Source organism: Lactobacillus sp. WILCCON 0149, from assembly GCF_057197965.1.
Genome location: NZ_JBUBHO010000001.1, coordinates 953,094 through 967,143, shown reverse-complemented (window position 1 = coordinate 967,143; position 14,050 = coordinate 953,094). Strand labels below are relative to the sequence as shown.

The following is a 14,050-nucleotide window of genomic DNA, read 5'->3' as shown; positions in this document are numbered from 1 at the left end:
ATATGACTATTGCCCGGGGGTTGATAGATACCGCGCTATTGGGTGCTTACCGTTTAGCTGCAAATTCCCTTATACCACGTGAAGTATCTTGAAAAGCAACAATTTCGCTATTCACTACGGATTTGTTCTTTTCGGTAGGAATTGGTGAATCACCACTTACAGGGTACTTTGGATTATATTTAATTAATGTTTGTGAAGAGGTCAGAGAAAAACTCAGCTCGAAATTTATATATTTTTTAATATTTAGTTTTATACATATCTCTGCTAATTCGAAGCCAGTCAAAATATTCATTTCTTCAAACAGTTGACCATTTTGCTTGACAATGTCGTTCAGATCATGTCTGCCGTTTGGCAACTTACTTATCACAGATACCAATTGCTCCTTATAGCGTGACGCCCAAGTTAGTCTGTAAAACCTATATGAATCTTTATCAGATTGAATCACCATATCGGAATACAATACCTTTGTCCTAAAATTAGCCAAGCTATTTTCTTTAGCATCCAATCTGCTTATCTCTTGACAATACTCATTGTAACTGTTTAATAGACTCACATTTATTTTTTTAGGCTGATACATATTATTCCTGGCAAAAGATTCAAATGCAGAATTAAACCCTTGGCGAGCAGGCTCTTTTAACCCATACACAGGATTTGATGCTTTTAATACTGATCCATCTGTAGGGTGTTTTTTTGATGCATTTCTAGATTCAGAACTTTCTTCCTTTTCTACAAGGTCATTTTCTATAATTACAGGCTCTTCGATAATTCCTTCTTTATTCACCCATGTTGGTACATTTTTCATTATTAATTCTTCAACTTCACCAGTCGAAAGGCCAGTTTGAATTGAAATTCTAATAAAGGTTGCATACTTATGTTGGCCAGTACATTGTTTTAATACCTTAACTAGCCAGTCTTTATCATTTACAGTGCCAATTCTGAAATGCATTCCTTCTTCAAAGGTTAACTTTTCAGAAATCCAGTTTTCAACATGACGATTCTTGCACAAATCTAAAAGAGATTTAACAGAATCTAACCCTAAATTTTTCCGTTGTGAACACTTCAATTCATTATATACGTATCCAAGGCCGTATAGTCCAGGTCTCAACTGTTGAAATATAGAAATTACATACTCAAAATCATCTTTTTCTTTATTTGAATTTGTATCTTTCGCCTTAGATAACATCAAAAACTTTTCGTGATTAATTTTTTCCGTCTCAGGATCAGTATAGGTAGTATTTGAATAAACTGGCTTATATGGATCAATTACAATTTTGTTACTGTTCACCCAATTAGGAAGTAACCGCTCAATTTTTTTACGAATGCTAAGCGATGAAAAACCTGTTTCTTCTGAAATCTTGTTACTTGCTGAAATAATGTTTTCGCCAACAAATTTTTTGAGTAGTCCTTTAAGCCAATCCTTTTCATCTACTGAGCCGATTCTAAAACGTGTCCCAGTCAATAAAGTTAAATTCTCATGTACTTTCTCTGGAAGATTTATCTTCTTGCACAAATCAAGCAGCTCTTGCTTTGTAGTTATACTCAAATCTTCCATCAAAGACGGATTAGAATAGAATAGTAGTAACAGATCGTAATAACCAGGCTTCAGTTTATTAAATTCAAAAACTAGCTTTTCAAGTTTAAGAGCGTTCTTCTCTGCTTCCACCACACTAGAATCAATACTTACTACCGTACCAGATTCCTGTTCATATTCTGCTTCTGGCTGGTTCATATTCAACTGTTCACCAATCTGAGGTAACAATTTCTCGTTTTCTTCTCCAAAAAGCTCCTTATCAAGAGAAACTGAATTATCTTTACCTGTATCCAAATATGGGCTTTCTTCATTTTTAGGTGAGCTTAACACTAGTTTGTCTGACGCCACAGCACTTGTCCCTTTAATATCTGCAAAATTCTTATCTGTAAATAACTTAAAGGAATTTTGTTCACCTTCTGATAGAAAAAAATTACCTGCAGCTATGCGTTTAAGCTCGTCAAGTAGCTTTGTATTACTTTGTGGCTCAAATTGTTCATGATTTGGGTTGATTCCAAATTGACTGAGATCTCTACATACGCGGTCAATTGCGGCTTCTGCGTCTCCATAGTACTCACTACCGCGAAGACGGACAAAATGCCAGCCAAGGCGTTCCAAAATGGTCTGCCTTTCCATATCATTCCGGATCTGTTCCTCGCTACTGTGCCAACGTTCACCATCACATTCAATAGCAACTTTTCTATTGCCATCAATCGCAACCATATCGATCCGATATGCTCCAACTGGCCATTGCTGAACAAGCTTATAGCCCCTTGCAGCTAGCGCTTTTGCGACTTCTTCTTCAAACGGCGATTCTGCTTCTCTTTCTATCTTTTCATTTTCGATCATGAATGCATGTGGATTAGAAGCATACTCAAGCAGTTCCTTTCTCACATCCCCTTCTTGCAGGTCATTCGCGTAATCTAAGGAGTTGACTACCCATAGTTGGTCTTTCGCACGGCTTACCGCAACGTTATATCTCCTTCTCAAGTCCTTCCCAGGCTGAGAATCAGGAGCTCCCATTTTTCTGATGGGTCCGACTTCCTTCTCATTGCTGTCAATCATGGAAAGAAATACAACATCTCTCTCATCGCCTTGAAATTCCGCTGAAGTACCACATAAAATTTGGTGTCTTTGGTATTCAGTCAAATTCAGCTTGCTTACTAGTTTATTTTGAATCAGCTTGGCTTGATCTTTACCGATCAAAGAGATTACGCCTATTGTCTTGTCTTTATACTGTTTGACACAAAGCATGGCTTGTATAAGAGAGACAATCGTGTTCGCTTCAACTTCATTAGTTTTGTGTCTACCATCTCGATGACCATCAACACGGTAATTGACCATAGCAGGCAATAAGTCACTGCTACTACTGTCACGAAGTGGCTTGATTTTGCCGTCATAGCTCAAGCGGTTTGAAAAACCGATAATTTCTGGTACACAACGGAAATGCTCACGAAGCATCAAAGGTTGGCAGATAGTTGCAGCGATATCATACAAGGATGTATTTGCTGAAAACAAAGCCCAATTAGGTAATACATCCTTAATGGTACTTGCAGCTAACGAATTTAATTCATCTAATTTTGTAAAACTTCCAGTTGGACTAACCTGTTTATCATCCCCGACAATAATGACTTTTTTAGCCAAATACAGAACTGGCAAGGCTGACAAATCAGCTTGACTGGCTTCATCAATTATCAAGACATCAAACTTGTTCTTGCCAGGAACCATATTGTTGGTTACATTGCTGAGGTTCATGATCCAAGCCGGGACCGCTTCTTGACACTTGATCATCAGCTGTTGTGCTTGATTGCGATACATCGCCGCATTCTTACCTTTGCCTTTACCAATCTTTTTAGTGAGTAACTTCCAACTCTGCAGATTCTTCTGCAGATCAGGATTGCATTCAGTTTTTTCCAACAGGTGACGCCAAGCTTCAGTTTCTGCTAGCTGAGCCGTAATCTTACGATATTCCTTACTGAGTTCACTGTTCTTTCTTTGAAGCTTCTCGAATGGCTCTGCAGTGATTTCGGCAAGCTTTTGATTATACTGCTTCCACTCCCAAGCCTCTTCAATATTTTCAGGTACCTTGTCTAAACCGAATTTATCCTCACGGTATTTGATTTTTTCTGCCCAGACAGGTGCTGCTGCAGAGAGCTTCTCCAAATATTTCTTCCTAGTAGCTTGTACAGCATAAAGGCTATAAAGGCGCTGAAGTTCTTGATAATCTTTTGAATATTGACTAGTATCTTTTTCTTTCCAATCACTCTGCAGTTTTCGACAAATATCTGCTATTCCCAGTTCATTAATCTTTGCGGTTAATTCTTTATATTTGCCAACTTTCTTTTGATATTCAATACACAACAATTGTAGTTGACATAGAAATGGCAATTCTCCTTCAATTTTTTCAAAGATCTCTGAAATAATATCTGAATTGGATTGATCATAGGAAAAATCAAATATGCTCTCGGTTTTAAACCCAGCCTGCTGCAATAACTTTTTCAGTTGAGCAAAATCAGTATCATACCAATTCAGCCGCTTCTTGATCTGGCTAACATATTGCAAAGCTTGCAGTTCTGGGGATCGTCCATCATTTAAGGAGTCAAAGCTAGGCTCACGAATCAAATCTTGCCAGTAATTGGTGCAAGTTGTCCGCAATTCCTGCAAATTCAGATAACCTAAGACCAAATCACAGTCTTCAGCATTCTTCATTGGCTGGCCATTGATTTTTACCATGCTCTCTACTGCATCAAATTGCTTATTAACAAGTCTAGCTAGTTTTCCGATTTTACCTTTTTCAAGATATTTATCTCTCATTTTTTCGATTACCGAAGGTAAATCAACGGAGTTGTAAGTTTGATCTATAGTTATCTCCTTACCAAAGAGTTTTGTAGCCAGCTCATTGGACAACTCTGCAGTGGCCGTAATTTGATCACAAAGCATTTCCCAGCGTTTAGTCAACCCACTACTTTCACCATTTTTACCATCTACTACGGCATTAAATTCCCATTGAACCGTAATTCTTTCTTTTGAAAGAAAGTCTTGCAACTTCTCCGTTGGCTCGATATATTGTTGATGTGATTGCAGTGAAATACGAGTTCCATCGTAAATAGCTACTTGATTTTCTTCATTATATTCTGCTTCAACATCAGAAATACAATTAGAAATTTTATCTCGTATACTTTGTACAGCAGCCAAGCAATCTGAAAGTTCCTTTGGAGAGGCGATTGTTTCTGGATCCGGTACCTCTTCAGTCAATTCCTTTTCTTCATTAGAACTTACAGAAGTATTTGTTTTGTAAAGCTCGGATAGCTCCTCATAACTTAATGGCAAAGGCGTATCGAGCTTGATTTTGCCTGGAATATAATCCAGTTTTTCTGCGTTTTCACTGACAAATTTAGCAGCATCTGCCGGAGACATGCTACTTCCGTTGAAAATTAATGGCTTGTACTCCTTATATTTGATCTCGTAAATTCTTTGCCGTGTCTCTGATAATTTAGAAATAATTGCATCTCGAACATTAGCTTGTTCCTTAGCTTTCGCTCTCAATCCTTCTGAACTCTCATTAGACATATGCTCCGAGATACCGTCAATGGAACGCTCCATATCTTTATTTGAATCATCAAAAACTGCAACACACAGACTTTGTAGCTCTTTTGGAAGCTTGTCTTTTAAGACGCTCAAAGCTTTTGAACTGTAACTTGAAACTAAAATACTCTGCCCTTGAGCTAAAAAATTACCAATTAAGTTGGCAATCGTATGCGTCTTACCAGTACCTGGCGGTCCTTGAACCAAGACCTTGTCTGAATGTTGAATTTCTCGAGCTATTTGCAGTTGTTCTTTGTTAGCTGGCTTCGCGAGAAGGATGGTTGGATCTTCCCCACCGACTTCTGCTAGTTCTTGTTCTACCGACAATTCTTGTGCCGGCTTTAAGGGTCGAGTAGCTTGCTTACCTGTCAGATCTAATAATGTACTCGGGATGTCGCTCCCTTCTTCAATATCTGTGATCGTTCTATCAATAAACTTTGGAAGTCCATCTTGCTTGTTCTGCAAGATAAGCATTGGCTTAAATCTGATAAACAACTCATCTTGAGAATTTTGAAGTATTTCCTCGTTTTCCTTGAGGAACTTGCCCTTTGGACTTAGGCTATGAGCAGCGATCTCTAAGAATTCAATTACTTCTTTTCGATTAAGTGGGTGAATTGATGTTTCATCCAATTTTTGTTGCAATTTTTGAAATGCTTCAGATGAGGCATTATTAATTTTAGAGAATAACAGATCATACAACTGACTATTGCTGTTACCATCTACAACAGAAATCGTGTTTTTACGATCATCAAATTCAATTTTGACTTTCTGTAACAAGATCGGATGATTAATGTTTGGGTCATCTTTTAAGGTCAATAATCCATTGGCAATCATTAATTCATGTACTTCTGAATTTTGTGCCAAGTCTTGATAAAGATCAAAGAAATCTAGGAATAGCGCATTAACTTTTTCAAGAGGCTTCTGTCGAGATTGCCAAATTTCACGTTCTTTTAGCCAACTGTTATAAGCAGTTACACGTTGTTCATCATCTTCGAAAGCTTCATATAATTGTGATTCATCATCCACTGAGTAGGGGGCACTTTCATTAGCGTCATTTTCTCGCTTGATATTGTCGAGGTGTTCTGCTTGCTTTAAATAGTCATCCCAACCCACCTTAAGCCATTCCTTAAAACTCTCATTCGGTTCTGGGCACTTTTCAAATACCGGTTTCTGTATTTTTACAAGATAATCCTCTGAAGTTGCTTCATCGTTCTCTAATTGCTCATCATGAAACTCAACTTTTACGTATTCTGTATCTTGTGGTAAATCAGATAAATTATAAGACCAAGGTTGCTTACTCACGTCTGTAACAACTGACCTCTTTAACGAATTCATCCCTTTCAAAAAAGTTAACAGTTTGGTAACATTGCCACGATTTTCTTGAACATCCATCTTTTTCTCCAATTTTGATTTTTACTAGCTTAACAAATATATTATAGATGTTACAGCTTTCATTTAAAAGACACCGTGATGATATATCTCATCAAGAATACAAATCAGATGCAATTTTTTGACTAAAGCCATATTTTCTTGATATTACATACCAAAAAACTCTCCCTAAAGCATTAGAGAGAGTCACATTTCCTTGCCCCCTACATCATCGTCTGCTCAATAAAGTGCGCGATATTCTTTCCGGCGCGGGCATCGCTCGGCGTCTTGGCCACCGTGGTGTTGTAGCGGGCGTCACCGAAATAGGTCAGCCGGTAGTGCTTGCCGTCCTCCTCAATCCTAAAGCCGAAATCCTGCAGAGCCTTCCGGGTCTTGGCATCCATGATAGTGTAATTCTTCAACATCCTTTGAATCTCAGCCTTCTTTTTCCGGTAGACGCCTTGATAGTCATTTTTCTCGATCAGGTCCGAAAAAACATCGCTTCTTCTGCTAGGCTTCGCAACCCGGCGCTCCAGCTCATCAGCCAAAACTGACAGCACCAGTTCCTTGATCTCGCCTGGATAGAGATCCTCTTCATCCCCCATGACCAAAACCGGCCGCTTGTCCATCTCACCAAACTTGCTGTGCAAGCCCGCGTTTTCAGCCCGCAGAGCCTCATTCTCTTGGGTCAAGCTGTCAATCCGCTCCTGCAAAGTTTTCAGCTCATCATCAAATTCAGAGTAGACCTGTTCTTTCTCCGTTTCAGCCTGCTCCCGCTCTTCTTGCTGACTCTCCAGCCGGTCCTTGGAAATCGCGTTAAGCACGCCATCCCAAGTATATGTCCCGTCTACCTGCTGGCAGTTGCAGTAGGTCATCACCGCGTATATTATGCTATCCAGCATATTTTTCCTCTGCGCCGTGGTATCCTTATACCAAAAACTCTTCGGCTGAACGGCCTTGTTTGGATAGTAGACTCCTACTGTCCCATAATGCTCATTCAGCTCTTTGCTTGTTTCGTCATAGTTCGGACTCTCTTGAACCAGCACATGTGCCACGCCCTTGAGCTTGCTGGCCAACAAATTCACGTCAACTGGATATTGGCCCTGCTTGGTCTTTGACACATACACCACCGGCAGCTGGTAGGACGACTCGCCTTTAATCACTTTCGCCAGCAGATCAAAGTTATTTTTGCCAACATAAATCGGCTCTCTAGTAACTGGCAGGTCTCCATCAGCTTGCAGATGTCCTTCCTCAATTAAAAAGGTCAAAAAGTGCGGGGTGGAAAATTCCTGGTCCAGGTCATTTGCATCCCCCGTGAAGCTCCGGTCCAGCTGGATGTGCATCTTGCCCGCGGCAAAATTCATGACATAATCGCTGTTCCAGATCCGGCCGTTTTCCTCAACCTTTTGATAGCGGATAGCGACAGTATTCCCGTTTCTGTACTCCTCGATCTCCAGCCAATGCTGGTCATCCCCGTACCTGACATTCATCTGCCCGTCCCAGGCTAGCCCTGGAATCACATTCTCCTCGTACTGGCTCTCCTGGTTCCACTTGATCACTAACTGGATGAATTTTTCCTTAGTCAGCGTATCGTTTACATCAAGCATGGTCGAATACAGCAGCATTTTTAGTCCCCCTTTTTCACTTCTCCAAAACGTACTGCTTTAATTATACCCTAGTATGTCACCGCTTTCTCTAATCCATAATTTCTTCCTCTGGCCAATGGCTATGGTAGAGGGTTATCACTCTCCGCGCTAAAATCGTCTCCACGCTCTTTTTCAAGACTGGATCCTGGTAATACTCAATCTGCTCAAGCGGCGGAATATCGCCAATAAAGGCAGCTTTTTCCTCATCCAGGATCAAGCTGATACTGTCATCAGAATGCCCAGGCGTCGCGATAATCTCTCCTTCAATCCCCAGCTTTTTCAAAAAATCCCTGCTATCCTTGCACTTCAAATAAATGGCCTGCTCATCTGGTATCGGAGTAAACCTGGTCTTCTTCTCTTTGGCAAAAATTGCGTCTGGCCGGTGAATGAAATCCTTCTGTACATCCATCACCAAGAGCTTAACGCCTTGTGCCATCAAGTCCGCCGCGATCCCCATATGGTCCGGGTGATAATGCGTCACCAGCAGATACTCGATGCCTTCTAAGGATATTCCCTGCCCTTTAATGCAGTTTAAAAAAGCAGGCAAAGTCCCAGCCCAGTCCGTATCGATCAGCAGCTTGCCATTGATCAAGAAGGTCTTGGTCCGGCCATAAGTCAGTTCTGTTACGTCAGTCATGTTCTTCTCCTTATCTCTAGTCTCGCACATCGGCAATTCCCTTCCCCATCCCTTTTCCCAGCAAAACAATCTGTTCTTCCATAATCGCCAGCAGCTCGCCCGCGCTTTCTTTTCTTCCTCCCTTGATCCAGGCAGTCAAGATACTGATCATGAAGCCTGTCCTGACCGCCATAAAGTAATTCTTATGCGCCTCTGGCAAAGCCGGCAATTCTCCATATCGCCTGGCCAAAAGCTCCGCGTTCTTCATATGGCAGCTGTAAATGATGTCCTGCCTGCCAATTTTCAGCAAGAGCTCAAGGATTTCATAATGGTCTGCCCAATAGGCAAAAAAGTGCCGGGCTAAGTCCAGTTCACCGCCAAATTTCTCTGGCTGGTAACTATCCATCACTTCGCGAAAGCTCTCGTCACACTTCCAGACAAGCACGTCCGCCGTATTGTCAAAAGACCGGTAAAATGTCGTCCGCGCCATGCCTGCCTGTTTAGCAAGGTCCATCACAGTTATATCCGCAAAACTTTTCTGCTCAAGACACTTCTTCACCGCCAGCCAGGCCTTTTCAGCCGACCTTTTTGTCCGCGAGTCATTGCTGATATGGTACATTTTCTCCTCCTGCTGAGATCCGCTACAAATTTCCATCGCCGTGAAGCGGATTTTTTTAAAAAGCTTGTATCAAAGCGAATCCTAGCACATCATACGATTAAACGCAACAAATGTAGCGAAACAAACTAAGGAGGAAGAGACAAATGTGGCAGACATGGCTTTACTTTGTATCCTGGGGGTGGCTCTACTGCATGATCATCATGAGCATCATTTTAACCGTACAGCTGATCACTCAATGGAAGAAATGGGACAGCTGGCGGAAACTTGGGGCCTTCACCGTAATCACCCTAACCTTGCACGTTTGGGAAGAATGGGTGATCCCTGGCGGATTTCATTATATCTACGCGTGGTGCTAGTTGAAGAAGTTGAGTCCATATCTCTGTAGGATGTAGCTGATATTGTAAGTTAGTACGATTATCTCGACGGTTTGTTGGAAACCGTCTGTACTTCTTGCAAGAATATTTTCAATTCCGTAGTACTTTAGTACAGAGAACACACTCTCGATCGTTCGGCGAATTGCCATTAGCTCTCTTTTGTTATGCTGCTTAGCACCTTTCATATTTTTCCGGTAAGGTGTCCACAGTATATAGCCGTTTATCTTGAGAGTATCGTGCAGCTGCTTGCCTATATAGCCTTCATCGCCTAAAATAAAGTGCCCTTCGGGATGGGTAGTGAGAATCAGCTCTTCTGCTTCTTTTGCATCGTGTATTGATGCTTGTGTGATTACATAGCCAAGAACATAACCGTCTTGAGCTACGGCAAAGTGGCCTTTAAAGCCGTAATAGTAAAACTGTTTGGTTGAGTTATAGCCAATGTTGGCAATTCCTTCAAACACTTTAGCTCTGCGGTTTCTGATTGGCTGACACAAAGGCATGGGTAGACTGTCAATGATCATGTACTGATCAGACAGATCGACTCTTGAGTTTAGTTCGTTGACGATCTGAACAGTGATGCCAAGAAGCGCTCTAGCTCTGCGATTGAAACGAGATCTGGAGAGCCCACAAAGTCCCCAACAGCGAGCAAATCTGCGCTGAGAAGATATACCTTCCTCAGCTTGCCAGACAAGTAATGCAATAATTTCGTAGTCTGGAACCTTTACCAGACTGGCATTGCGACGGTGAGTTAACCGAGATGGAGCGTACTTGTAATAAAGTTTCTTGCAGATTTTCGACAAAGTTCGAAATTCCACTTGCAAACGGTGACTATAACGTTTAATCTGTAGTTGGTTCAACATTGTAAGGACTCCTTTCTTTTTTCCAACTAGAGTCTACAATGTTGGACCTTTTTTGTTAAGAAATTGAAACTATATTTCAACTAGCACCACGCGTATTATATCTATAACATCAATTCATCTCCGGCTTTGCGCGGCCTCTATCCCATGAACAAGCTCACTGACTTGATCACGAACTTCGGCGGGGCTCTGCTCTGGTTTATCCTGGTGGAAGCTAGCAAATATGGCCGCAAGATGAGCTTTGGAGTTATGATTTTTTCCTACTTTGAATGCTTCATTCACCTCTATCTTGCCCGGCACTCAATGGAAATTTTTGCCCAGATGGGGATTAACACCGGCTTTTACGCGCCTGGACTGGTCACTGCCCTTGCCTGCTGGCTGCCTTTAGGGATTGCCTATACGGTTTGCTTTATCAAAAACAGGCTCAAGCTGGCTGACATTGCCGGCGGGATCATCATTCTTGTCGTGTTATCAATTCTGCTGGTCAATTTGCCGGAAAAAGTTCTCAAGAACACGGATAACCCCTATGGCTGGACCAACCATGGCTTTTACAATCAATATATCCAGAAAATGAAAAAATAATATTGCATCAAAAAACTCTCTCTAAGCAAATAGAGAGAGTTGATTTGTATTGGAGAAAAAAATGTATTTAAGTCAGAGCTGCCGGCTTAGAAAAAGAATGGCATCCAAGCGCAGCTGCGGAAGCAATGGTTCATTGCAAAGAATGGACGACAGCTGTAGCTGCGGTAACTGTAGTAGTGAACCCGGACAATTACAACGACAACGTAGCTTTGGCAAGTTGGAGTGGTTGGCTTAGTTGGTTCAGTCGGCGCAGTTGGGGCAGTTGGAGCCGTAGGTGCGGTCGGTGCTGTAGGCGCGGTTGGAGCTGTTGGAGCAGTTGGGGCAGTAGGTGCAGTTGGAGCAGTTGGAGCAGTTGGGGCAGTTGGGGCAGTTGGAGCAGTTGGGGCAGTAGGTGCTGTAGGTGAGGTCGGTGCAGTTGGAGCAGTTGGGGCAGTCGGTGCGGTTGGCGCAGTTGGAGCAGTTTCGGCAGTGCCAGCAGTGCCAGCAGTGCCAGCAGTGCCAGCAGTGCCAGCAGTACCGGCAGTGCCAGCAGTACCGGCAGTACCGGCAGTGCCAGCAGTACCGGCAGTACCGGCAGTGCCAGCAGTTGGAGCAGTAGCTGCAGTTTCAGCAGTGCCAGCAGTTGGAGCAGTAGCTGCATTGCCAGCAGTACCAGCAGTCGGTGCAGTTGCCGCAGTTTCAGCAGTGCCCGCAGTTGGAGCGGTTGCTGCAGTTTCGGCAGTGCCAGCAGTTGCAGCCGTGTCCGCTAAGTCAGTTGCCAACTTTTCTGAAGTTGCCGCGGTTTCTGCCTTGCTTGCCGTGTCTGCAACAGTGGCAGTTGTTGCTTCAGTAGCCTGGCTTGCCGTATCTGCCGTAGTGGCTTCAGTTGCTTGACTAGTCGTAGTAGCAGTTTCTGAACTGCTGCCAGTTGTCTGTTCGGTAGCAGTTTGAGTAGTTTGCGTGGTTTGCGCGGTCTGAACAGTTTGCGTTTGCACGGCAGTCGTGTTAGCCGTGTCGTTTACGTCATCAGCCTTAACGCTGCTGTTGCCAAAGGCAAAGAACATCCCTAAGGTGGCGCTTGCCACCATTAAAGTTGACTTCCATTTTTTCATGAGACTTTCCTCCCGATTTTTCTCTTAATTCCATGTGTCGTCTTAACCCAGTTGGTCCGCCCGCTGATTTTTTTATAAAAAGCGATCACGATCGCCGGGTAAAGCAAGTAATTATAAAAAGCAAAAGTTAGCACGGTCCAGATCAAAAGCCCATATTGCTTTGTCTGGCTGGCCCGCTGGTACTGGACAATGATATACATGTTGAAAATCATGTTGACTGCCACAATCACCGCTAAGAGCCGCCAGTAGTCATCCAAATTGCTTAAAGTAAAGACAAAAACGATCAAGCTGGCGATCCCCGTAACCAAGGTGACAAAAGGTATCAGCATGTAAAATGACATCTCAGCTTTAGCTGGCAGGTTGATCCGGTGACTCTTTAAAACTCTCGGCCAGTAGCCAAAGAGGCAGTCAAGCCCTCCTTGCGTCCATCTGGCCCGCTGCTTGATAAAGGGACGGGGCTTATCGATGGCTTCTTGGTAAACCACCGCATCCCCGGCATACAAAGTCTTCTTCCCCTCTAGCAAAAAGCGGGTACTGAACTCAAAATCCTCCAGCAAGGCGTTGCCCCATGGCCGCTGGGCCGTCACCGAAGATACCCGGATAAACTGGCCATTGCCCGATGCCGCCGCGTTGCCTAAGCGGTTTCTGGTGTTCTGAATCCAGTCGTTGATGACCGTGAACTCAATGTCCTGCATGATCTGCAGCCAATTTCTGGTCTCCAGCATCCCCACCCGGGTCTGGAGCAGGTCCAGTTTTTCATCTTGGGCAAAATACTGGATGACCTTGAGGTAGCTTTCTTCTGCCATATAGGCATCCGCGTCCAAAACGCCGCAGATCAAATGGTCCGGGTCGCTATTGTCCATAACGACTTGCTGGTAGGCCCAGTTAAGAGCATTGCCCTTGCCTGTCTGGGCCTGGGGCAGCTGCCTTTGCAGAAGCTGGATTTTCCCGCCAGCCTGCTTGCTAAAGCTTTTGACCAAGAAGGCTGTGTCGTCACTGGACGCGTCATCGATGATGACCATTTTTACATTGGGTAAATTCGCCGTTTCCCTTAAAAACAGGCGCATGGTTTGTTCGATGATGCCTTCTTCATTCATGGCCGGGACCAGCAAGACCAACTGGTAGCCCTTGGTTAATAAGGGATCAAGCTCAATTGACTTGCCGTTTTGCCCCGCGGCCAGGAGCAAGAAGACCCAGAGGACATAAATGATTACGCCCGTTAGTGATATTTCAAAAATCGTCTGACTGATAAATCACCACCCCCTTTGAATGACTGGGGGCTATTTGACCTTGACTGCCGTAGGAGCAGTAGCTGCCGTTGCAGCCGTTGCAGCAGTGCCGGCAGTCGCCGCGGTTGCGGCTGTGGCTGCCGTTGCAGCAGTTGAAGCAAGAGACCCGTAGCCCGGGATGCCTGCTTTGCCTGGAACACCTGGCTTGCCCGGTACGCCTGGCTTAGCTGGAATACCTGGCTTAGCCGGGATGCCTGGAACTACTACCCAGCCTTCACCAAGCGCGCCGCTTCCGCCTTCTGCCTTTGCGGCAAGAGCAGCGATGCTGGCCACATCAGCGCTTTTGGCGGTTTGCGCTACGGCTGCCGTACTGCCAGTAGAAGCTGGAGTCAAGGCGTCGGCAATAACGCTTGGCAGGCTGGTCTGTGATAAAGCAATCAGTGATGCTGGCAGGATAGCCAACTTAACAATCTTTTTGATGTTCATGGTTCGGTCCTCTCTCATCTCTTATAAGTAATAATCCTATTCTTTCTAATGCATATTATAATAATCATC

10 protein-coding genes are annotated in these 14,050 nt (G+C 43.6%); 2 read left to right on the top strand and 8 right to left on the bottom strand.

The window, feature by feature from the left end; translation table 11 throughout:
- Positions 1 to 46: 46 nt before the first annotated feature.
- From ACYVUV_RS04505 to ACYVUV_RS04490, 4 genes are all read right to left on the bottom strand, one after another.
- On the bottom strand, positions 47 to 6,505 hold the full coding sequence (locus ACYVUV_RS04505; RefSeq protein WP_484499042.1) for an AAA domain-containing protein: 6,459 nt from the start codon (positions 6,503 to 6,505) through the stop codon (positions 47 to 49).
- A gap of 200 nt (positions 6,506 to 6,705) precedes the next feature.
- Positions 6,706 to 8,106, bottom strand: a complete 1,401-nt coding sequence (locus ACYVUV_RS04500; protein WP_484499041.1) for a hypothetical protein — start codon at positions 8,104 to 8,106, stop codon at positions 6,706 to 6,708.
- A 70-nt stretch (positions 8,107 to 8,176) separates the two neighbouring features.
- Positions 8,177 to 8,764 carry an MBL fold metallo-hydrolase gene (locus ACYVUV_RS04495; protein WP_484499040.1) on the bottom strand — a complete coding sequence of 196 codons (588 nt, stop codon included), beginning with the start codon at positions 8,762 to 8,764 and terminating at the stop codon, positions 8,177 to 8,179.
- A 16-nt stretch (positions 8,765 to 8,780) separates the two neighbouring features.
- Entirely contained in the window at positions 8,781 to 9,362 is a 582-nt protein-coding gene (locus tag ACYVUV_RS04490) for a TetR/AcrR family transcriptional regulator (RefSeq protein WP_484499039.1), read from the bottom strand.
- 143 nt (positions 9,363 to 9,505) lie between these two features.
- On the opposite strand from ACYVUV_RS04490, the gene ACYVUV_RS04485 reads away from it, so the two are divergent.
- Positions 9,506 to 9,718 (top strand): hypothetical protein, encoded by a 213-nt coding sequence (locus ACYVUV_RS04485; protein WP_484499038.1) that lies wholly within the window; start codon positions 9,506 to 9,508, stop codon positions 9,716 to 9,718.
- On the opposite strand, the gene ACYVUV_RS04480 is transcribed toward ACYVUV_RS04485, so the two are convergent.
- Complete coding sequence (locus ACYVUV_RS04480; protein ID WP_484499368.1) at positions 9,715 to 10,593, bottom strand: IS982 family transposase; 879 nt, start codon at positions 10,591 to 10,593, stop codon at positions 9,715 to 9,717. The two genes, ACYVUV_RS04485 and ACYVUV_RS04480, sit on opposite strands and share 4 nt — an antisense overlap.
- A gap of 147 nt (positions 10,594 to 10,740) precedes the next feature.
- Here ACYVUV_RS04480 and ACYVUV_RS04475 point away from each other — a divergent pair, with 147 nt between their 5' ends.
- Positions 10,741 to 11,175: a hypothetical protein gene (locus ACYVUV_RS04475; RefSeq protein ID WP_439775967.1), complete on the top strand. Its 435-nt coding sequence runs from the start codon at positions 10,741 to 10,743 to the stop codon at positions 11,173 to 11,175.
- A gap of 86 nt (positions 11,176 to 11,261) precedes the next feature.
- Here ACYVUV_RS04475 and ACYVUV_RS04470 read toward each other — a convergent pair whose 3' ends face one another.
- The 3 genes from ACYVUV_RS04470 to ACYVUV_RS04460 all read right to left on the bottom strand — a co-directional run bounded on the left by ACYVUV_RS04470 (position 11,262) and on the right by ACYVUV_RS04460 (position 13,981).
- Entirely contained in the window at positions 11,262 to 12,266 is a 1,005-nt protein-coding gene (locus ACYVUV_RS04470) for a hypothetical protein (protein ID WP_439775966.1), read from the bottom strand.
- Positions 12,263 to 13,453: a glycosyltransferase family 2 protein gene (locus ACYVUV_RS04465; RefSeq protein ID WP_439775965.1), complete on the bottom strand. Its 1,191-nt coding sequence runs from the start codon at positions 13,451 to 13,453 to the stop codon at positions 12,263 to 12,265. Before ACYVUV_RS04465 ends, ACYVUV_RS04470 begins: the two co-directional genes overlap by 4 nt.
- Before the next feature lie 93 nt (positions 13,454 to 13,546).
- Positions 13,547 to 13,981 carry a hypothetical protein gene (locus ACYVUV_RS04460; RefSeq protein WP_484499037.1) on the bottom strand — a complete coding sequence of 145 codons (435 nt, stop codon included), beginning with the start codon at positions 13,979 to 13,981 and terminating at the stop codon, positions 13,547 to 13,549.
- Between the last annotated feature and the right edge of the window lie 69 nt (positions 13,982 to 14,050).

What these genes read in the sequence shown, in the direction of transcription:
- ACYVUV_RS04500 (WP_484499041.1), bottom strand. Translation starts at nt 8,106, where the DNA reads ATGCTGCTGTATTCGACCATGCTTGATGTAAACGATACGCTGACTAAG.
- ACYVUV_RS04495 (WP_484499040.1), bottom strand. Translation starts at nt 8,764, where the DNA reads ATGACTGACGTAACAGAACTGACTTATGGCCGGACCAAGACCTTCTTG.
- ACYVUV_RS04470 (WP_439775966.1), bottom strand. Translation starts at nt 12,266, where the DNA reads ATGAAAAAATGGAAGTCAACTTTAATGGTGGCAAGCGCCACCTTAGGG.
- ACYVUV_RS04505 (WP_484499042.1), bottom strand. Translation starts at nt 6,505, where the DNA reads ATGGATGTTCAAGAAAATCGTGGCAATGTTACCAAACTGTTAACTTTT.
- ACYVUV_RS04475 (WP_439775967.1), top strand. Translation starts at nt 10,741, where the DNA reads ATGAACAAGCTCACTGACTTGATCACGAACTTCGGCGGGGCTCTGCTC.
- ACYVUV_RS04485 (WP_484499038.1), top strand. Translation starts at nt 9,506, where the DNA reads ATGTGGCAGACATGGCTTTACTTTGTATCCTGGGGGTGGCTCTACTGC.
- ACYVUV_RS04490 (WP_484499039.1), bottom strand. Translation starts at nt 9,362, where the DNA reads ATGTACCATATCAGCAATGACTCGCGGACAAAAAGGTCGGCTGAAAAG.
- ACYVUV_RS04460 (WP_484499037.1), bottom strand. Translation starts at nt 13,981, where the DNA reads ATGAACATCAAAAAGATTGTTAAGTTGGCTATCCTGCCAGCATCACTG.